General features: G+C 38.2%; 18 protein-coding genes. 7 read left to right on the plus strand and 11 right to left on the minus strand.

Translation table 11 applies throughout. From position 1 onward, the window contains the following. Positions 1–23 precede the first annotated feature (23 nt). Positions 24–1,799 carry a mechanosensitive ion channel family protein gene (locus ACXACQ_RS19670; protein ID WP_474977700.1) on the minus strand — a complete coding sequence of 592 codons (1,776 nt, stop codon included), beginning with the start codon at positions 1,797–1,799 and terminating at the stop codon, positions 24–26. Positions 1,800–2,200: 401 nt separating this feature from the next. Continuing rightward, positions 2,201–3,019: an AraC family transcriptional regulator gene (locus tag ACXACQ_RS19675; protein WP_474977701.1), complete on the minus strand. Its 819-nt coding sequence runs from the start codon at positions 3,017–3,019 to the stop codon at positions 2,201–2,203. Between the two features lie 200 nt (positions 3,020–3,219). On the opposite strand from ACXACQ_RS19675, the gene ACXACQ_RS19680 reads away from it, so the two are divergent. The 7 genes from ACXACQ_RS19680 (at position 3,220) to ACXACQ_RS19710 (ending at position 10,990) form a co-directional block, all read left to right on the plus strand. Further along, entirely contained in the window at positions 3,220–4,398 is a 1,179-nt protein-coding gene (locus ACXACQ_RS19680) for an MFS transporter (RefSeq protein ID WP_474977702.1), read from the plus strand. A 4-nt stretch (positions 4,399–4,402) separates the two neighbouring features. Next, positions 4,403–5,365, plus strand: a complete 963-nt coding sequence (locus tag ACXACQ_RS19685) for an aldo/keto reductase (protein WP_474977703.1) — start codon at positions 4,403–4,405, stop codon at positions 5,363–5,365. A gap of 140 nt (positions 5,366–5,505) precedes the next feature. Next, entirely contained in the window at positions 5,506–6,708 is a 1,203-nt protein-coding gene (locus ACXACQ_RS19690; RefSeq protein WP_474977704.1) for an MFS transporter, read from the plus strand. A 75-nt stretch (positions 6,709–6,783) separates the two neighbouring features. After that, positions 6,784–7,767 (plus strand): aldo/keto reductase, encoded by a 984-nt coding sequence (locus ACXACQ_RS19695; RefSeq protein ID WP_474977705.1) that lies wholly within the window; start codon positions 6,784–6,786, stop codon positions 7,765–7,767. Between the two features lie 149 nt (positions 7,768–7,916). Then, positions 7,917–9,059 carry an MFS transporter gene (locus tag ACXACQ_RS19700; protein ID WP_474977706.1) on the plus strand — a complete coding sequence of 381 codons (1,143 nt, stop codon included), beginning with the start codon at positions 7,917–7,919 and terminating at the stop codon, positions 9,057–9,059. Between the two features lie 69 nt (positions 9,060–9,128). Further along, on the plus strand, positions 9,129–10,070 hold the full coding sequence (locus ACXACQ_RS19705; RefSeq protein WP_474977707.1) for an AraC family transcriptional regulator: 942 nt from the start codon (positions 9,129–9,131) through the stop codon (positions 10,068–10,070). An 80-nt stretch (positions 10,071–10,150) separates the two neighbouring features. Further along, positions 10,151–10,990: an oxidoreductase gene (locus ACXACQ_RS19710; RefSeq protein ID WP_474977708.1), complete on the plus strand. Its 840-nt coding sequence runs from the start codon at positions 10,151–10,153 to the stop codon at positions 10,988–10,990. Between the two features lie 86 nt (positions 10,991–11,076). Here ACXACQ_RS19710 and ACXACQ_RS19715 read toward each other — a convergent pair whose 3' ends face one another. From ACXACQ_RS19715 to ACXACQ_RS19755, 9 genes are all read right to left on the minus strand, one after another. After that, positions 11,077–14,460: an AbfB domain-containing protein gene (locus ACXACQ_RS19715; RefSeq protein WP_474977709.1), complete on the minus strand. Its 3,384-nt coding sequence runs from the start codon at positions 14,458–14,460 to the stop codon at positions 11,077–11,079. Positions 14,461–14,814: 354 nt separating this feature from the next. Further along, positions 14,815–15,243 (minus strand): VOC family protein, encoded by a 429-nt coding sequence (locus ACXACQ_RS19720; RefSeq protein ID WP_474977710.1) that lies wholly within the window; start codon positions 15,241–15,243, stop codon positions 14,815–14,817. 82 nt (positions 15,244–15,325) lie between these two features. After that, positions 15,326–17,020, minus strand: coding sequence for a sodium:solute symporter family protein (locus tag ACXACQ_RS19725; RefSeq protein ID WP_474977711.1), 1,695 nt, complete (start codon positions 17,018–17,020; stop codon positions 15,326–15,328). A 2-nt stretch (positions 17,021–17,022) separates the two neighbouring features. After that, positions 17,023–17,286, minus strand: a complete 264-nt coding sequence (locus tag ACXACQ_RS19730) for a DUF4212 domain-containing protein (protein ID WP_474977712.1) — start codon at positions 17,284–17,286, stop codon at positions 17,023–17,025. Positions 17,287–17,301: 15 nt separating this feature from the next. Then, complete coding sequence (locus ACXACQ_RS19735; protein ID WP_474977713.1) at positions 17,302–18,573, minus strand: porin; 1,272 nt, start codon at positions 18,571–18,573, stop codon at positions 17,302–17,304. A 124-nt stretch (positions 18,574–18,697) separates the two neighbouring features. After that, a complete protein-coding gene (locus tag ACXACQ_RS19740) occupies positions 18,698–19,120 on the minus strand; it encodes a transposase (protein ID WP_474977714.1) in 423 nt (140 codons plus the stop codon). A gap of 213 nt (positions 19,121–19,333) precedes the next feature. Continuing rightward, entirely contained in the window at positions 19,334–20,362 is a 1,029-nt protein-coding gene (locus ACXACQ_RS19745; RefSeq protein WP_474977715.1) for an LLM class flavin-dependent oxidoreductase, read from the minus strand. A 140-nt stretch (positions 20,363–20,502) separates the two neighbouring features. After that, positions 20,503–21,129 carry an NAD(P)H-dependent oxidoreductase gene (locus tag ACXACQ_RS19750; RefSeq protein WP_474977716.1) on the minus strand — a complete coding sequence of 209 codons (627 nt, stop codon included), beginning with the start codon at positions 21,127–21,129 and terminating at the stop codon, positions 20,503–20,505. Positions 21,130–21,269: 140 nt separating this feature from the next. Beyond that, positions 21,270–22,202 (minus strand): LysR substrate-binding domain-containing protein, encoded by a 933-nt coding sequence (locus tag ACXACQ_RS19755; RefSeq protein ID WP_474977717.1) that lies wholly within the window; start codon positions 22,200–22,202, stop codon positions 21,270–21,272. Between the last annotated feature and the right edge of the window lie 235 nt (positions 22,203–22,437).

Raw genomic sequence — 22,437 nt, forward strand, 5'->3', positions numbered from 1 at the left:
AATTAAATATTTTTGATAAAAAATTATCCTCTTTTATTCTGAGTAGATCCTTTAGGTGGATATTCAATAGAACTTTTTAATTGTTCGATGGCCTCAGGGCTAAAATTAGGAATTTCCATTTGGTCATGCTCTCTCCACTCAGCCACCTTTTGCTTTATTTCTTCCGCCTTTTCTGAAGAAACACCTTCATCTTTAGCCATATAAATTGTTTGAGAAGGAAAAGCAAACCCAGCACCACTCTCTTCCACAACATCCATTATTCTTAATAGTAAGTCTTCTTTTACTTCTAGAAACTCATTATAATCCACAGCATTTACATACGCAAAAATTTCTAAGGGGAGTGAATCGGCTCCTAAACCCGTAAACCTTACTCTGGCAGGATCAGGACTAACTTTAGGGTGCGCGTACAACACCTTCCTTATCTCTACCAGCAAATATCTCATTTGGTCGGGCGTAGTTTCATAACGCATACTCAGTACTGGGTGAAACCAAAATTGATCTCTATGCGCATAGTTCTCAATTTTAAGGCTAGAAAATTCACCATTAGGAATAGTTACAATAGTCCTTTCCAATGTTCTAATTTTAGTAGAGCGCATACCTATTTGCTCTACAGTGCCTGTGGTGTCTCCCACTTTACAAAAATCTCCTACTCTTATAGGACGATCTAGAACCAAAGTAACACTACCTACAAAATTTTCAACTGTTTTCTGAGCTCCCAATGCTATAGCTATACCACCTATACCTAATGCTGCTAACCAAGTAGTAATATCAAACCCCAAAGTATTGAGCCCCATTATAACTCCAAAGATCACAATGGAGATATATACGGCTCTTCTCAAAAACATGATGGCGCTGACACCTGCCAAATTGCCTCTTAGGCTCATTTTTCTTTCAGTAAAGCCAGCTATAAAATCGGTAATTCGCCAAAATAAAAGCAACAACGCGGCCCAAAATGCTATTACGGTAATGTAGCTAAACTGCTGTCTTACAATAGCCGATACTCCGATATACTGCGCCACCTTCAGGTAAATAAAAATCATGAAATACAAGCGCGCAGGCAAACTAAATGCTTCGATAATACCTGCTGTAGGCTCAGTATTAGCTTTTTTCCATACTTTTTTCAACCCATATTTTATTCCTTTGATCAACCAAATACATAGGAAATAAGCCATAGCTACTATGCCAAAAATAGCTAACCAATGCCCTATGGGCACTCCCATACGGTTGTTACGCAATAAGATTTGGGGTAATACTCTGTTAATTATTGGTTCTTTGAAATCTTCTTTAACAGCGGATATTCTCTGCAAAGTTTCAGTACTGAACAACCAGATAGGATATCCGCTTGCATCTGTCTTTTTCTGCAATAATATGTTAATGTTTTTACCGTTGGCACTGACTGTTCCCACCCTGTCAAAATCAGGCTTTAGCCCATCGTCTGCACTTCCCCCTTCTTCATTACTTATCCATGCGTTAGGGAATAACGTACCTCCCTGGTCTAGCATTAAAATAAGCGTTTTAACTAATTCAGCGGCCTCAGTAGCATCTGCCTGAAACCCCTCATTTAAGTCAAAATATTCCGTTGCATGCTTATATCTGTTTTTAGATACAGCGTCTATAAACCCATTTACTGTTCCTTGTGGCGTGCGCCTACCTAAAGAATCAGCAGGTATTTCTTGTTCGTTTTTTTCTTCTACCGTACCTGTATTTAGAAATTGAGCCATGATAGGCTGATTTCCTAGTATTATTACTATAGCGGTTATAGAGACTTTTAGCAAAGCCTGCTTAAAAATTGATGCCATGTGATACATTTTATTTCTTAAACAAAACTACGTATTTCGATTTTTCATAAAATGAAATGGCAAGAAATGTATTTCAAATAATTGCTTATATGAAATTTACTTTGAACAACACTCACTTACTAACCTTGGCAAAAAACACTTTAATAATGAGCATAAACAGATTTGAAAAGAGTCCCCCAACAAATAGATACCATAAAATCAATGTGGTCCACATGCCTATAGCTCCATTATAGAAAGTAGGATAAAAAACTGGCCAGTGTACAAAAATGAAATAATTATGTATGGTGCCCCACCCTACATTTGATATAGCCATATAATATGTGGACACTAACAAAAGAATGGAAAGTGCTACACTTATTGGAAATTGATATTTTGACAGTCCGCACATAAGCTGAGACAACCTACCTCAGGTTATTCTTCTTTATGAATTTATACAAATGACTTTCGTCAACAAACCCAAACTCTGCTGCTATTTGCTTCAGCGCCACATTACCATGTGCAAGCCTCTGCCTTATTAGCTGTTGTCTAAAAGCACTAACATAATCTCTAAGGCTACTACCCACTTTTTCTTTAAAAAGCATGCCTATATAATTAGTAGAATAGTTGAAATGAGCTGCCATAGCTTTCAACGTAAGTTTTGATGGGTTATAGATGTTCAGTTCTATGTATTCGATTAACTCTTGAGCCGTACCTGGCTGCACTGCATGATGCAAAGCCATAGGGCTAGATTCACTACTATTCCTTTTCAGCACCAGCATAATAATACTGAATATCTGAAAAATAATCTTATGGTTCAGCAACCTGGAACTGTAGTATTCATTCACCACCATTTCCATTAATCCATGTACCAATATTTTATCTTCTTTTAGCTTTAATAGGCTCCCGGTTTTTCTTTCGGGGTTATACAGCAAATGATCTACATCACGATTCCAATCTCCTGGCTGCGGTAATTCACCATGAGCATTAAAATACAGCTTAGTAAATTTAAAATATATAAAACGAGTAGTTTTCTTTACCACAAACTCGTGAGCATCATCTGGCCCAAGTAAAAATAAATCTCCTTTCTTATAACAAAAATCTATATCATTAAGGTAGTGCCTGCCACATCCTTTGGCTATAAATACTATTTCAAAATGATTATGAGTATGCCTGGGGTGTGGCCAAACATCTGCCTCAAAATCATCAATCAGTAAAGTTTCAAACTGCTTATACCTCTTCATCTTAATTAAGAATTAACTACCTTCACACTTCCTATCATGTAAATTTACATAAATGCCATAGATATTTACCTAAACGGAATTACTATATCAGCGTTTTAACAATGATATAAAGTTAACTACTTATGGCAAGCCTTACTTGTATGTATAAAATGGTGAAGTAGTGAGATCAATTGCGTAATCTTTAATAATAAATATATAGAATGAATAAAGCCTTATTTGCTTTGGCTATCGGAGGATTTGGCATAGGCATGACCGAATTCGTAATTATGGGCATATTGCCAGATGTAGCCAGCGCCTTACATATTACTATACCTCAGGCAGGACACTTTATTTCTGCTTATGCCCTTGGTGTAGTTGTAGGAGCGCCCACATTAACTACATTAGGCACCAAATGGCCTTCACACATTATGCTTATAGCACTCATGCTATGGTTTACAGTATTTAACACTTTATCAGCACTTGCTAATAGCTACGAAAGTCTAATGTTATTCAGGTTTTTATCCGGTCTTCCACATGGTGCTTTCTTTGGCATTGGTGCTGTAGTGGCAGGTAAAGTGGCCAAGCCTGGAAAAGAAGCCAGAGCCATAGCCACCATGTTTACAGGGTTAACGGTGGCCAATGTATTAGGTGTACCTTTTGGTACGTATATCGGCCATCACTTTTCTTGGAACATTTCATTTTATATGGTAGGTATAGTAGGTGTATTAGCCGTGCTATCCGTTAAATTTTGGATGCCCGAATTACCCAAGAACCCTGATCAAAACGTAAAAAGTGAATTAAAAATACTAAAAAGCGGACAGCTATGGATGGTATTTTTCCTTACTACCATAGGTACAGGAGGCTTTTTTGCATGGTATAGCTACATAGCCCCACTAATAACCGAAGTAGCTGGCCACCCAGAATACGTGGTAAGCTACGGAATGATCATAGCAGGCATAGGCATGGTGGTGGGCAACTTAATAGGAGCTAAAATGGCAGAGAAATTTTCGCCATTAAGGGCGGTAATCATTGCGCTAGCGCTAATGGTGATAGCACTTGTTGCCAACACTTACCTTTCTCATGATAAAACCATGGTTTTGATTACCACGTTTGCCATCGGGGCAATAGCTTTTGGACTCTCCACTCCTATTCAAATGGTAATGATCAAAACCTCAAAAGGATCTGAAATGCTAGGATCTTCATTGAACCAAAGCGCCTTCAACATGGGGAATGCCTCGGGAGCTTATTTAGCAGGTTTACCAATAGCTATGGGCTATGGCTTCACCTCCGCACAACTTGTGGGGGCTTCTATGGCCACTGTAGGTATAGGCATTGCCATAAGCATAGTTATCCAAAGGAGGAAAAATCAAAAATTAAGAGTTTCACCAGCAAACAATTAAAATTATGAAAAGCAGAAAATTAGGAAATACAGATTTATATACAGCTCCAATAGTATTTGGTGGCAATGTTTTTGGATGGACTTTAAATGAAAAAGAGTCATTTAAGATGTTGGATAATATCTTAAACTCTGGCTTTAACACCATTGATACGGCCGATGTTTATTCTCGCTGGGCCGATGGCAATACCGGAGGTGAATCCGAAACTATTATAGGAAAATGGCTGAAAGATAGAGGCATTAGAAATGAAGTAAATATCATTACAAAAGTGGGCGCAGACATGGGGCAGGGACACAAAGACTTGACCGAAAATTATATCATAAAAGCGGCAGAAGATTCATTAAAAAGACTCCAAATAGACCATATTGACTTATATCTAACACACTGGGATGATGACAGAACCCCTGTAGAAGAAACTTTGGGGGCTTATGAAAAACTAATAAAAGCTGGTAAAGTAAGGCACATTGGTGCTTCTAATTTAACTCCCGAAAGGTTAAAAGAATCATTAGAAGTCAGTAAAAAGCATGATTTACCTAGATACGAAGTTTTCCAACCAGAATATAACCTGTATGACCGCCAAGGTTTTGAAGAAGGCGTTGCTAATTTATGTAAAAGTGAAGGCTTAGGCGTTATCACATACTTTTCTTTAGCTAGTGGTTTTTTAAGTGGAAAATATCGTTCAAAAGAAGATTTTGAGGGCAAGGCTAGAGCTGGTTTTGCTGAGAAATACCTCAACCAAAGAGGGTTGGAGATACTTAATGCTTTAGACGATATAGCCGCAAAGCATAATATTTCTCAAGCCAGTGCTTCGCTGGCATGGCTACTCAGCAAGCCTACAGTAACAGCTCCTATTGCCAGTGCCACTAAAAGCAGTCATCTACAAGCTTTTGCTGAAGCTGCCAACACAGAGCTGACCAAAGAAGACATACAGCAACTGGATAATGCCAGCAGCTACAAAGAAACTGCCTAGTAGGTAAGTTATTTAAACATGTATTATTGACAATTGCCGGTTCTATTACCGGCAATTGTGCTTTCACAGCCTATAGAAACAATAAAACTGCAGGTAATATATACCTGATGAAAGAATCAATAGGAAAATAAATACACTTAATGATAGCAAGCAAAACCGTTACCAGTGCCAATAAATGTATAGCTACTTTACTGGCCTTTTTAATAGTGCCTTTATCAGGTTTAGTCACTGATATATATTTACCTTCTATGCCACACATGGCAGAAGACCTAGGTCTGGCTGAAAGCAAGATACAACTAACCATATCGTGCTTTTTAATTAGTTATGGCCTCACTCAATTTATTGCAGGTAGCGTAGTGGATGCCTTTGGCAGGTATAAAATTACCATGGCCTCGCTCCTTCTATTTGCCGGATCTAGCTTTGTAATAGCTACATCTGACAGCATTATAGTAATACTAGCCATGAGAATAGTACAAGGCATCTGTGCGGGGTTTGCCATAGTGAGCAAAAGGGTATTCTTCATTGATGTATACGAGGGAGAAAAGCAAAAGAGCTTACTCAGCACTATGACTATTGTATGGGCTGCAGCTCCTATAATAGCTCCTTTTGTAGGTGGCTACCTAGAGAATTACTTTGGCTGGCGCAGTAACTTCTACTTGCTCACGGCTTATGGCCTAATTATGTTTTTACTTGAATTTTTGTTTTCAGGAGAAACCATTCAGCAATACCACGATCTGAATTTAAAGGCTACATTAACTAAGTATAAAGAAATGTTCCAAGCGGCTGACTTCACCCTGGGAGTTGCCCTTACAGGCATCAGCTACGGCTTGGTAATGATGTACAGCATGTCAGGGCCTTTTATTATAGAGCATGAAATGCATTATTCACCTGTAATCACTGGGTATATATCTTTACTACTGGGGATAGGCTGGATGTGCGGTGGCTTTTTATCCAAAGCTATTATTAAAATAAAAGTAAGTAGAAAATCACCTACAGCCATCATCATCCAAGGATTAACCGCCTCTGTTATGATGGTCACAGCCTATTGGTATGGGCAAAGCTTATATAGCCTTTCAGCCACAGCTTTCATTATTCATGCGGCAGCAGGTTTTACATTCAATATATTTTTCACTCATGCACTAGCCCGTTTCCCTCAATATGCAGGCATAGCAAACGGTATAACAGGAGGAGGAACATTTTTCATCACTTCATTTCTCAGTTACTCCGCCATTGCTTTATTCAACCCGTTTTCTCAAAGTCAACTGGGAATGGGCTACTTAGCATTTGCTGCTTTAGCTTTAACTGCTCTATTTTGCTGGCTAGCATCATTAAAACATGGATAACACATAACATAACCACCTAAATCAAATTTATAGTTACAGATAATATCATTTTACACTAGTTAATATTTAAAAGAAATGGAATATAGAAAATTAGGAGAATCAGATTTAGATGTTTCAGTAATTACATTCGGTGCTTGGGCTGCCGGGGGCTGGATGTGGGGAAAAACTGAACGCAAAGATGCCATAGATGCCATAAAAGCTTCTTACAACGAGGGGGTAACTTCAATAGACACCGCTCCTATTTACGGGCAAGGTACTAGCGAAGAGATAGTGGGTGAAGCCATAAAAGGATACAGCAGAGACAAGGTGCAAATCTTAACCAAATTTGGTATGCGCTGGGATTTGGCTAAAGGCGATTTTGCTTTTCACAGTAAAGACAACAGTGGCAAAGAAATAGATATATATAAGTATGCTGGTAAAGAAAGCATCATTAAAGAATGTGAAGATAGCTTAAAGCGACTTGGCACAGACTATATTGACCTATATCAAATCCATTGGCCTGAAAGCACCACGCCTATCAGTGAAACTTTTGAAGCTGTAGAAAAGCTATTGAAAGATGGAAAAATAAGGTATGCTGGCGTATGTAATTACAATGCAGAACAAATGGCTGAAGCCGAAAAAACAGTAAAACTAGCTTCTAACCAAATACCATTTAGCATGGTAAACCGTGGCGTAGAAGATGAAACCGTTCCCTACTGTATAGAAAACAATAAATCGGTATTAGCGTATAGTCCATTAGAGAGAGGTTTACTAACGGGTAAAATAACTGCTGATTACAAATTTCCGGAAGGCGATCACAGAGCTAATCACCCGCACTTCCAAGCTGATTTCATCAAGAAAACCAATGCATTTTTAGATAAAATTAAACCTTTGGCTAATGAAAAAAATGCCACACTAGCACAGCTAGTACTTAGATGGACAGTAGAAAGACCAGGAATAACGATAGCCCTTGCGGGTGCTCGTAATGCCAACCAGGCCGTACAAAATGCGAAAGCAATGGATGTGAAACTTTCACAAGAAGAAATAAACTTTATTAGTAACGAAGTAGAAAAACTATAAAAGCCATATAAACACCCTTTTGAAAGAGCTGCCTTTTTAATGGGGTAGCTCTTACTTTTTATCAGGCCATAAGTTTTCTTTTCGTTTTCACTTATTTTATTAGAATAAATTTGACAAACAACACACTTTCAAAGCCATTACTTGTTTTAATGTCTGCAGGAACAGGACTAGTAGTGGCGAACAATTATTACAATCAGCCACTTTTGGGAGAAATAGCCCGCTCTTTTAATATAGCAGAGTCAGAGGTGAGTTTAATCCCCATGTTAACACAAATAGGATATGCAGTAGGTTTGTTTCTTATAGTGCCATTGGGCGATAAATTTGAACGTAAAAAACTTATTTTATTCGATTTCATATTTATTATCATGGCATTACTTTCTGCTGCTATAGCACCAAGTATCCAGGTTTTAATGGTAGCCAGCTTTTTAATAGGACTTACCTCTGTTATACCACAATTATTTGTGCCTATGGCTGCACAGTTGGCTTCTGATGAAAAAAGAGGTGCTGCCATTGGCTCAGTAATGACAGGCATGCTCATAGGTATACTCGGCTCCAGAACCATTAGCGGTTTTGTGGGCGCTCATTTAGGGTGGAGAGCCATGTTTTACATTGCAGCGGGCATTATGGTACTCTTATGGGTACTGCTAAAATTTAAACTTCCAGAACTACATCCTGAATTTAAAGGTAACTACAATCAACTTTTAAAATCAATTGTAGTACAGTTTAAAACCAGGCCAAAACTAAGGCTAGCAGCCTTACGCGGTTCTTTGGCCTTTGCCTGTTTCAGTATTTTCTGGACCACACTGGTCTTTTTACTAGAAGAAGAACCATTTAACATGGGCAGCGATGCCGCTGGTTCTTTTGGTTTTGTGGGTATGGCAGGTGCTATTGCAGCTTCTTATGTGGGTAGGCTGGCAGATAAATACAATAAAAACTTAATTACCATTATTTCTGTTTTGGTTATATTAATTTCATGGGCCATTCTGGGTTTTTCTCACGCCAGTATTATTGGTTTAATCATTGGTGCATTGCTGCTGGATCTTGGCATACAAGCTGTGCACATTGTTAACCAAACCATCATATTTGAAGGCAACCCACCAGAAAGAAATAGGATCAACACGGTGTATATGGTGCTGTACTTTGTAGGTGGTGCTACTGGCACATTTGTAGGAGGCTTGGCTTGGACGCATTTTAAATGGCAAGGTGTAGCCATTGCAGGAGCTGCTTTTGGCGCTTTAGTTTTAATTTTTCATTTACTTTTAAATAAAAAACAAAAACAGCCGGCTAGTTAAGCCGGCTCATACTAAAAAAGCTCTAAAATCCCCTTTTTGTTGGTGCCACTTTTTGATAAAAACTACCCCATGTCAAAATCAAAGATTCCCAGATTTCCATTAGAAACTTTTGCTGAAGAAAACTTCAAAATTCCTTTAATGGAAGTAGAGCATTACCCTTTAAATGCACAATACTTCAGTGTTCAAAACAGGGAAAACTACCCTGTTAAAGATTATATATCACCCAACAGAAGAGATTTTTACAAAATTTTTCATATTACCTCTGGCACAGGAGTATTGACCATTGGCTTACACCAATACGATCTAAAACCCGGAGATATTGCTTTCTTGCACCCCGATGAACTAATGTCATGGCAAATAACCTCCAAAGAAACAGGAGGACATTTTTGCCTTATACATCCGAATTATTTTACCCAGGCAGATCATGTTTTACAAACGTTTCGCCATTACCCCCTTTTCCAAGCCAATAGAGCTGTAGTTTCGTTACACCCAGAAGATTCTGAGAGGGTTGATTCCTATTTTCAACATATATTAAAAGAATATGAAAGTGAGCGAGAAGACAAGAAAGATGCTATATTGCTCCATCTTCAAATGATACTGTTACTGGCTAAAAGATCTGGCAAAAGTCTGCAAAATATAGCCGTATCAGAAAATTATAGCTATATCTATAACTTTCTCAACCTTTTAGAAAAAGCATTTCAGATACAGGACCAACAAACTACTTTGTCTATTAAAACCGCAACAGAATTTGCTGACCAACTGAACGTGCACCCTAATTATTTAAATACTCTTGTTAAAAAACAAACAGGAAAAACACTAAGAGATCATATTCAAGACAGAATGTTATATGAGGCAAAGTCATTATTATTACAAACCAATTGGGATATTCAGGCCATTGCCTACGTTTTAGGCTTTTCGGATCAGGCTGCATTTTCTTCGTTTTTCAGAAAAAAAGCCTCTATACCTCCTTCTCAATTCAGAAAAAACACATTCGCGCAAGATCATCTTTGAAAGTCACAAATTTGCCTACTGTTTAAACAAACACAACCCCATAGATTAACTGCTCTTTTGCACCATAAACAATTAGTATTATGGATAGCAAAAAGAAAACTTGGTTTATTACGGGCTGCTCACAAGGTTTAGGTTTAAGCCTAACTCAAACGTTATTAGAAAAAGGTTATCAGGTAGCAGCCACGGCCAGAAATTTGGATAAATTAAAATCAGCAGTAGGCAGTTCTTTAGAAAACTTCTTACCCTTAGAGGTAGATATTTTGAATGAAAACAGCGTTAAAACTGCTATTGAAACTACTATATCTACATTTAAAACTATAGATGTATTAGTAAACAACGCTGGCTATGGCCTTATTGGTGGAATAGAAGAATCATCTCATGCAGAAGTAAAGGCCAGTTTTGATGTCAATGTTTTTGGACTTTTGAATGTAACAAGAGCTATACTTCCCCACATGAGAGCTCAAAAAAGTGGCTATATACTGAACATATCTTCCGTTTTTGGTCTGATCGCTGGTGCTGGCTGGGGCATCTATTGCGGTACTAAATTCGCTGTAGAGGGTATTTCTGAGGCTTTGGCTCAGGAAGTAGCTCCTTTCGGCATCGATGTAACGGTAATAGAGCCAGGATACATAAGAACGAATTTCTTAAGCAGCAACTCTGCCATGACTCCCACAACACCTATAGCGGCCTATGAAGCTGTGCAAGAAGAAAAGCGCAAACACACCGAAGATATACCGGGTAACCAAATAGGTGATCCTCAAAAAATGGCCGAAGTAATGGTTAAACTTTTTGAAGGAGATGAAAAACCGTTACGTATTTTGTTAGGCTCTGATGCACTTCAGTTTGCCAATTACAAATTGCAAATGCTACAAGATGGAATAGAAACCAATAAAGACGTTACGTTATCTACTGATTTTTAAAAATAATGAACAGCTAAAAATCTGCTTGTAAGGCAGATTTTTAGCTGTTTTAGTAAAAGTTTATATAGTTTTACAACCGAAAAAAGCTATTCTTTAATAAATTTCACTTCTCCTTTTGCTGTCTTAATGTAGTATAATCCAGCCTTTAGATTCTCTACACTAATGCGGCTCAATTGAGCATCTTTAATTCTCTGCTTCAACACCAAATTACCGGTATAATCAAATACCTGCACCTCCATACCTGCTGCTAATCCTATAATCGTTAATTCCGTACTCACAGGGTTAGGGTAATATATTAATGGTTCAGAACTCATAGAATTTTCCTCAACAATAGCATGAGACATGCTATTTCCAATACCTGCATTCATAATGAAGGTAGCATCTCTCCTATCAAGATCCGAACTGATCTCCTCAGAGTAAAGCAACCCCTCTCTATGCCTAATAAACCTGCCTGAGTAGTTAAATGATTCGAAAGATACCCGTGAGGCATCTGCCAATCCATCTCTCATAAAAAAGGTAGCATCTTCTTTAAACAGCCTACCGCCATCATTAGCATCGAGATAAACAGCACCGTCTCTATGCCTTAAATATTTACCCGGAAAATTTACAGATTCAAACGAAACACCAGTTCCTGCTAAGCCCAAAACCATTCGCCAGTTACCATCATCTACCGGAGACACTGCACTACTTATTTTAGCTCTACTTTCTTGGTGTCTAATGACCTGTCCGGCCATATTGAAACTCTCCCATGACACCATCTGGCTGTTAGAAACAGGGATAAACGTAGCATCTTGTCTATCCAAATCGGAGTTAATTGCCGTGGTATATAACACAGATTCTCTATGCCTAATAAACCTTTCAGGAAAATTAAAACTCCTGAATGACACCTTCGAAGCATCAGCTAGTCCTGGTTCAACTATAAATGTTGCATCAGCAGCAAAGAGGCCACTACCATCATTATTATCTTGGTAAACTTGACCATCTCTGTGTCTTAAATAAGTATTGGGGTAGTTGTGAGATTGGAAAGAAACTCCCTGACCTGCTAGGCCTGGCACCATTTTCCAATAGAAATCTTGTATGGGTTCAGCTTGGAAATCAATTCGTGACAAACCTTGCTTATGCCTAATAAAATTACCTACGATATTGGAACTTTCCCATGCTACATACCCCATTGGAGGGTTCATTCTTATGGTCTCGCTTTCATAAGTGGATTTTAATGCAGCTTTAAGCCTGGCTTTATCTCCTTTAAAAACCTTTCTATCATAGGTATAATTTCCATTGATCTCACCTTCTACATCTGTCCATTGAGTATACACCGCGGCACTCATACCTCTCGAATCTCGTAGCGAGATATTCAAATTACAGTATTGAACAAATAAATCTGTAAACTCGCCATCACTGGCTACCACCTTAGCCCAATCAGACCAATAGTTAGGGTTCCACAGATGTCCTTTATTGAGCACTATTCCTCCGTATTCACCATTAACAATGGCCCTGTCGGGGTCTGGTCCTGGGGCATTTGGTGGAGAATAAAAATGATAATCTTTAATATGCCCACCTTCTGATCCACCGCCACAACATGCACTGTTTCCATTCACCATTCTGGAGGGGTCTAGTGCCATAGTGTTATTGGTCAATCTCACCTGATCATAAATACCCCATTGCTCATTCCAAACGACCCACATGATGATAGCAGGTGAATTCCATAGACTCTTCACCATTCGTTCTAATTCCAGCTCGTGCTGCGCTCGCTGAGCACTTGAGTTAATATTCCAACCATTGGGCATATCCTGCCATACTAAAAGCCCCAAACGATCTGCATGATAATACCATCGGGCAGGTTCAACCTTAATATGTTTCCTAACCATATTATAACCCAAGTCTTTTATGCCCTCTAAGTCAAAGACTATAGCTTCCTCTGATGGCGGTGTATACAATCCATCAGGCCAAAAGCCTTGATCCAGTGGCCCCATTTGGAAGACAAACTCATTGTTAAGAAACATTTTACGCACGCCATCTTCAACTCCCAATGAAATCTTCCTCATTCCAAAATAACTCTCTACTACGTCTAATATGGCATTTCCATCATATAGAGTAAGCTTCACATCGTATAAAAATGGATTTGATGGCGACCATAATTGTGGACTAGGTACTGATATCGAAAATGGAGCATTAACAGCCGAACGAACACTGTTTACCACATTTCCTCCAGCAGATATTTCTGCCAAAACAGACACCCCGGATTGCTCTCCTGCAGTATTTACAGTAAGCTGAACAGTACCATTATCAATATTGGGTACTGTTTTTATACTTTCAACATACGTTTGAGGTACAGCTTCCAACCAAACGGTTTGCCATATACCGCTAGAAGGCGTATACCAAATACCATCAGTAGTGTTAAAAGCACTATTTCTTTGTTTTCCTACCGGTTGAGAGCCGGCATCTGTAGGGTCGTAAACTCTTACTATTAACTCGTTGGCTCCGCCTTGGAGGTAATTAGTAAGATCCATAGTAAAAGGATCATAACCTCCCTTGTGAGTGCCTATGCTAGTTCCGTTGATAAAAACTTCTGCCTCCCAATCTACTGCTCCAAAATGAAGCAATACCTTTTCGTTGTGCCAATCTGATGGCAGTGCAAAAGTCTTTCGGTACCAAATACGTGACCATCTTTTTTTAATACCAGACAGCGCAGACTCTACAGGAAATGGAACTAATATATCATTGGTTAGCTTTTGACCAAAAGGTGCTCCTTCTCCTTGAAAACCTTCTTTACAACTCCATACGCCATTTAAATTGATCCAATTATTATTCCTGATCAACTGAGGTCTAGGGTATTCTTGCAAAATACCGTCAGTGGAATTAATTCCTTCTCCAAAAACAGTCATAATTCCGTTGGATGCTTTTGACCAACCGTGCCCATGGATATCTCCACTATAAGCTTCAAAAGTGGCACCTTCCTTATCGGCATCTGTTGTTATTGCAGCAATAAATAAAAGATCATCTGTGTGCTTAATAAATGCGCCCGGCATCTGATATGACTCAAATGACACTTTAGAATTATCTGCCAAGCCACGCCTTACATAAAACGTAGCAGAAGCATTAAATGAAGCATCTCCATTATTAGACTCTATCCATATTTCATCATTTACAGCATGTAAATACCTATCAGGATAATTTGACGCCCTGAAAGAAACCCCTGATGCATCGGCTAAGCCTGGCACCATTTGCCAATAGCCATCTTCAATAGGGCTAATGCCTGGCCCTGTATCCATGCGCACGCGACTATCTCGGTGCCTAATAAAATAACGATCGCTATCATGACTCTCCCAAGCTACTGTCACCTGAGCCAACAGTCCATTACTAAGAAGTAAAAAGCAGAGTAAAAGCAGCAGCCAATAATTGACGCCACTATTACTATCCACACATAGTTCACTACTATGCTTGCTGTTATATTTTGTGTTTAAATTCATTGATAATGTTTTATATACCCTGTGCATGAAGCACATTTATTCTATTAAATTTTAAGCATAGAAATACTATTCAACCCTTGAATAAAGGTTGGCAATGTTAATTTCTACTTAATTGACCGGCTCCTTTTTATAACTAAAAATAAAGCGGCTACTAAGAAGTTATAGGGTTCTAAGAATCAATGAGAGCGGGATAATAAAGTGAATTTTTCATTTTAGGTTTAGGTTTATGTTTGTGTAAAATATAATAAACGTAAAAATAACGATTGCGCGCAAGCGTATATACAGATATTATTCTAAATAAATGAACTAGCAATGTCGCATTGATGAGTAATTAGCTATGAAAAACGTGTATTATTAACAGGCAAGTAAGGGGGCTACATTTATCTTACGCATTTTCAGAAGTAGTGCCATCACTCTTTCGGCCTTCTCAGGATCAGCTAATAATTTACCCAGTACAAGTGGCACTATTTGCCATGACACTCCATATTTATCTTTGCACCACCCAGAAAATCCTTCTTCTCCACCATCTGCAGTAAGCTTACGCCAGTAGTAATCAATCTGCGCTTGAGTATCGCAAGAAATTACCATTGATACAGTATCGTTAAAATGACTTGCCTTTTCTCTACCATTAATGGTGAGCATTCGGTGGCCATCCAATCTAAAACTTACTGCATGGTGATTCAACCTGGTAATTCTAGAATTAGGAAATATAGAGCAATAAAATACTGCTGCTTCCTGAGCTTGATTTTCAAACCAAAGGCAAGGGTATAATCTAAGTGCCATGCAATAAACAGTAATATTTATAAATAGAGAACAGGTTAGTTCACACCAACCTGTTCTCAATAATTCTTTATAAAATAGTATTTTAATGATTTTGCGCCTGTCCTGCACCACGAGGAAAACGGATATCATCTACTATATCTTGAATTTCTGGAGGAGGTGGTGGCGTTAGCTGACATACTACAAAAGATATCACAAAATTGACAATCATCCCAATGGTGCCAAAACCTTCGGGAGAGATACCAAACCACCAGTGCTCCGATGATGTTTCACCACCAAGCCACTCCAGCTTATATTTCATCATATAAAAGAGCGTTAAGCCAAGGCCAGTTATCATACCGGCCACAGCTCCTTCTTTATTCATTCTTTTATAGAATATACCAAGAATTATTGCAGGAAAAAAACTAGCAGCTGCTAAACCAAAAGCTAAAGCCACTACTGCGGCTACAAAGCCCGGAGGGTGTATACCAAAATAGCCAGCTACTAATACGGCCAAAACTGCTGCTCCGCGAGCTATCCATAGCTCGGCTTTATCACTAATATCTGGAGCCAGCTGCTTTTTCACTAAATCATGAGATACGGAAGTAGATATTACTAGAAGAAGGCCCGCTGCGGTGGACAATGCAGCTGCTAAACCGCCTGCCGCCACTAATGCTATAACCCAGTCTGGAAGTTTAGCTATTTCAGGATTAGCAAGTACTATTATATCTCTATCTATAGTCAATTCATTTTTATCAGGATCAGCGACATATTGAATTTTACCATCTTCATTTTTGTCATCAAATGTAAGTAAACCTGTATTTTCCCAATTACTGAACCACGAAGGCATGCTCGAATACTCCTTATCGCTTACCGTTTCTATTAAATTAGTTCTGGCAAAAGCTGCTACTGCAGGGGCTGTAGTATATAAAATAGCGATAAAAACCAATGCATAGCCAGCCGACAAGCGGGCATCTTTTACTTTGGGTACTGTAAAAAACCTCACGATCACATGCGGAAGACCAGCGGTACCAATCATAAGTGCTGCCGTAATAAAAAACACATCAATAGTACTTTTGCTTCCACTGGTATATTCTGCAAAACCTAACTCTTGGTGTAAACCATTAAGTTTATCTAAAAGATAGGTATCAGTACCTGTCATGGTGCTACCAAATCCTATTTGAGGTAAAACATTATCAGTAAGCTGTATAGATATGAAAATGGCCGGCACCATAAAGGCAAATATTAAAATTACATACTGAGCCACCTGAGTGTATGTGATCCCTTTCATGCCACCTAACACAGCATAAATAAAAACGATAAACATTCCTATATAAACACCTGAGTTAATATCTACCTCCAAAAAGCGGCTAAACACCACTCCTACTCCTCGCATTTGACCTGCTACATAGGTAAAAGAAACAAACAAGGCACATATTACCGCCACAGTTCTGGCGGCATTAGAATAATACCTATCTCCTATAAAATCGGGCACAGTAAATTTTCCGAATTTTCGTAAATAAGGAGCCAGTAAAAGGGCCAATAGCACATAACCTCCCGTCCAGCCCATAAGGTACACCGCACCATCATACCCGGCAAAGGAAATAATGCCTGCCATAGATATAAATGATGCCGCGGACATCCAATCGGCAGCCGTAGCCATGCCATTAGCCAATGGAGGAACTCCTCCTCCTGCTACATAAAACTCTTTTGTAGACCCCACCCTAGACCAAAGGGCTATTCCAATATAAATTACGAAGGTTACCCCTACTATTACATAAGTCCATACTTGTACATCCATGATTAATCTTCTTTTTCGTCTACATCAAATTTTTTATCAAGCTTATTCATGAGTACCACATATATGAAAATCAAAACCACAAATACATATATTGAACCCTGCTGAGCGAACCAAAAGCCTAAAGGAAACCCTCCTAATTGAATGGTATTCATAGTGTCTACCATTAAAATGCCTGCCAAGTATGAGACCAAAAACCAGACAATGAGTAGAATAGTGAGGTAGCGCAGATTTGTACGCCAGTATTGTTTCATTTTTTGTTTATCCATAGTATTAAAGGTTGATTATAAGAAGATTTGGGTTTGTAATATGAGTCCATTCACTCTATCGGGCTTATCCCCCGAATAATTATAAAGTGTAGAGTTATATTCTAGGGTAATTTTAGCGTTATGCCCATTGAGGAAACTATTAAGTCCTATTTGCAAGGTATTTCCAGCATTCTCATAAGCCTCAAAGTCTCTAGTGCTATAAGCCAAGTATGGCATAAAACGTACTTTTTCGGAGAATTTAGGTAGTAAATAGCCGCCTTGAGCATAAATGGAAGAGCCGGTGCCATAGGTATAGCCAAGGGTGTAATTGTCTCCATAATTAAAGTTATAATATGCCGCATAGCCATTTAAAGCTCCTTGCCCTAATGGAGCATCATAATATGCATCAATTGCAAAATGGTTCACATCATTACCCGAAATATTGCCCGCATTGTCTACACTAACGGTGCCATTAGCATGACTATAAAAACCTGCTCCTATATTGAACACACGCTTGGTACCCATATAAGTACCTACTCTATACGGCAATTTATTTGACTCCTGATCAAAAAATTGATAATCAAAATACCCCTCTATAACCGTGGCAGCATCATTTCCTAATAACCGTCTTCCTGAATAGGTAATGGTATTGGGTTCAGGTGTGTCGCTAGAGCCTAATGCATTAGATATAGGGTCATTGATGGCCACTGTATAATTTAATTTTCCTAATCGACCTTTAGCATAAATACCTAAATGCCTAGCAAATTGATCGGTCAGCCCTAAAGATGCCCAGGCCTGACGGTAGTTATCGAGAGTCATAAAATTAAGGGTGCTGGCGCTGGTAAGCCTGCTGAGCCCATTCCAGTAATGTAATCCTCCACCCATATATAAGCTTTCATCAGATGTTACTTTAAATTCTGTCCAAGCTGCATGTAAAAATATCTGAGCACTATTGATGGTATTATCATTGGTAGCTCTATTACCAATGGGATCAGCCGTAGCACTGGTAAGAGAGTTGAGACCAAAATGTGTTAATATTAAAAATCGTGGTGAGATTTGCGCATAGGCCAACAATCGAGATCTTCTGATTCGCATAGAAAATCCTTGATCATCATTACTAAGATCTCCATCTTCGCCCCATATCTGATGCCAAGTGATAAAACGAATGTACTTTCTCCCAGAGGGGTCTAATTCTACTATTAGAGGTTTATAAGAATGGTCTATTTCATCTTTTTTCTCTTCTTGCCCATAGGCATCAATCATAACAAATGAGGCCCATAGGAAGATAATCGAGCATACCTTCTTCATTACTTAAGGGTTAGGTTAATATTAGTTATAAAGAAGACGCGTCAGACTTAATTGCAATCGATTGAAATATGATAAATTAATCCATGATAGGATAATTCTATGTATAGTTTTGGTAAGTGTATAGTTAAGAGGATTTAATACGCTGCCATTTGATGAGCATATATTTATCTCCAAGCTGTGTGAGTAATATTCCTGTAGACTTAAGGTCTCCCATATTACTTATATAATCTTGCAGTTCTTTAAAAGAGAGAATACTATAGGTAGGTTTGTAACCATATCTGTCGGGGGCCTTAATTCTATATTTTTTGACCCAGTTCATCACTGAAACATGGCTTACGCCTATCAACCTTTCTATTTCACGATAACTCACTCCTTCTAAGTAAAGTTGTAGGGCTTTAATCACATAATAATCATCGATTTGTTTGCCTAGTTTACTTACAGTGAAGTAATAATTGCATTTTTTACAAAAGTATCTTTGCCGGTTTTTAACAACACCGCTCTTAATCACCTGCGAGGCGCTACAACGTGGACATAGAGGTAAAGGCATAACTATAATAATTTAGCATAAATATATCTATTTAGCAAATTGTATAGTCAGTGCTGTGAAAATTTGATATAATGAATCATGTAGCTGAACATATCAGCTAAAGGCTTATATAAATTAAAGATGAAATATTAACTAGTGGGAAGTAAAAATAACCAGGGAGGATTGGCTAACAAGAGATCAAAAGTGTTTTCCCCCCTGGCAGACTGAAGTATATTAATTGTGATAGGCTTCTGAAAGATTCAACTCTTTCATTACATCAGCCAAAATTGAATAAGACTTTAACCTATCATTATGGTCATAAATGTGTGAAGCCACCATAAGCTCATCCACACCTGTATCTTTTAAAAATTGTTCCGTTTTAGTTTTCACAGAGTCATGGCTTCCAATAAATGCATATTTAAGCATTCTTTGAAATGCAGGAGCAGCCATCATTTCTCTAATTTCAGCAGAAGGATCTGTTGGTGGTTGTAAATAATCCAAATTATTGGTCATTACCCCTAGCATCATTCTTACCAGTGAGGTAGCTAATCTTTCTGCTTCAAAATCAGTATCTGCAGCTATAACATTAACACAAGCTATTGTATATGGAGCATCTAAATAGGCCGATGGCTTAAAGTTATTATAATATATATTAAGGGCATCAAACAAATGAGTAGGTGCAAAATGACTTGCAAAAGCATAAGGAAGACCTTTTTCTGCAGCCAAATAAGCGCTATCCGTACTTGATCCAAGAATGTAAATTGGAACATGAATACCCTCTGCCATAGTGGCGCGTACACTTGCTCCAGCATTGTCTGCTGAGAAATAACGTTGAATTTGCTCTACTTCATTAGGAAACTGGTGTACGGCATGCATTCTATCTGGCCTAATGGCATGTGCAGTAACTTGATCTGTCCCTGGAGCTCTCCCTAGCCCCAAATCTATCCTGTTTGGATAAAGCGCTCCTAAGGTTCCAAATTGTTCTGAAACTACCAAAGGAGAATGGTTGGGTAACATAATCCCGCCCGACCCCACTTTTATTTTACTAGTAGCATTGGCCACATGGCCTATCAATACCGATGTTGCTGCACTGGCTATGCTGATCATATTGTGATGCTCGGCTAGCCACATACGCGTAAAACCTAAATTTTCAGCATGCTGTGCTAAGCTCACACTATTGTCAAACGCATCTCTTGGGGTGCTTCCGGCAGAAACCGAAGCTAGCTCCAACACAGAATATTTAATATCTTTCTTATTACCCATGTTCATTTCCTTTATCACTTGTATGCTTCTTATACGAACAAACTCATCAATAGATTTAGATTTATCGATATTTTTAACAGAGCCATAAAAAAAGAGCCATTCGGTTTCCCAAACAGCTCTTTCAAAATATTAATCGGCAATTATTTTCTTATGAATAATTCTTCTTTTGATTTACGCACCTTTGGCAAAGCCGCTAACCAATCATTCTCAGCATCTCTATAACCTAAAGGCAATAAAGACACGCTTCTTAACCCTATTTTATCAAGGCCTAACAGCTGATCAAGACCCGCAGGATTAAAGCCTTCCATTGGAGTTGAGTCTACTTTTAGCTCTGCTGCAGCTGCTAAAGCCATACCCAAGGCTATATAAGTCTGGCGTGCTGCCCACGCAAAATTATTTTCAGGGGTGTCATTCACTAAATTTTTTAAATAACCTGCAACAGTAGCTAATGACTCCTTAGTAACCTTTCTTACATTAACATTCAAATCGATTAATGCATCTGCTCTTTCTTGGGTAATTTCATCCCATGCTGCGAACACTAATAAATGTGAACTGTCTACCATTTGTTGCTGGTTAAATGCAAGCGGTAAAATCTCTTTCTTCAATTCATGATCAGTAATTACAATAACCTTGAAAGGCTGTAATCCCATTGAAGTAGGTGCTAGCCTGATGGCTTCCAGTATTTTTTCTACTTTATCATCAGCTACCTTTTCTCCATTCATTTTTTTAGTAGCATAGCGCCACTCTAAATCTTCTAATAGTGCCATATTGCAATATTAATGTTTAAACTTTAAAGTTGAAATATTTTAGTGATTAACGACTTAACCTCCTAGTCATTATTACGGTTTACTTTAAACAATGGATAACTAAATTGTTTCTTTTTTAATGTTTAGATCAATGGTGAGGGCTACCTCCATTTTACTGTAATAAACCGCTCATTTTTCTTAAACCCGTCAGGTACTCCTGCAAGTATAGATTTTCTCAAATTAGTCAATAATAACTCTTTTGTAAAGCTATTATGCACCACAATACTTACCTCACGTGCCGGCTGCGGCTCAGAAAATCTCCTTACAAAATCAGTATCATATCTGGCATTTACGGCTAACTCGGGCATTAGAGTATAACCTCCATTGCTTTGAATCATATTTTTCAAAGTTTCGATAGACCCACTCTCAAAAGAAATTCTTTCGGCTCCTCCATTATATCTATCTTCATTGCAGATATTCAATACCTGATTTCTGAAACAGTGACCTTTATCAAGTAGCCATAGGCCCTTCTTTTTAATATCGTTAGGGTCTACCTCTGGCTTAGACAAAAGTTTATGATGTGCATGAGCATAAATCAAAAATGGCTCATAAAACAACGGAATTTCGCGAATATGACTTTCCTCTAGTGGGGTGACCATAATACCCAGATCCAATGTATTATTCTGAATGCCGGTAATAATATCTTCACTCTGTATTTCTTTAATTTCCAGAAATACATCAGGATGATCATCACTAAATTGCTTTATAAATAGAGGTAACAGATAAGGAGCAACTGTAGGTATAATACCTATTCTAAATTTCCCCTTCAGTTCGTTCCTTTCTTGATTAACCATTTCTTTAAGCCCATCAATTTCACGTAAAATTTGACGTGCCTTAATGATAAACCGCTCCCCCATTAAGGTTGGAACTATAGGCTGTGATGACCTATCAAAAATAGTTAGTCCTATTTCGTCTTCCAGTTTTTTTACCTGTAAGGTCAAAGTGGGTTGAGCCACAAAACAGCTATCCGCAGCCTTTACGAAATGCCGGTGGTTATCCAGCGCTATTACATATTGTAGTTGTTGCAGTGTCATTAAAATATGAGAGTATTTATCATTATAAAATCAATCCATTGCAAATAACATCATTAGTAAACTATGCCTACAAATTGGTTTAATCTATCCCCTATAGATAAATTCAATAATCTAATTAGACCTCAATCTCATTCAGTAAAAAACTGATAATCAAAAGATTTAAGAGCCCTACCATTATAGACTTACCAGTTATTTATTTTTTAAATAACATCATATAATTTATCAATTTGATAAA

The organism is Fulvivirga sp. AWR4_260, assembly GCF_056158185.1.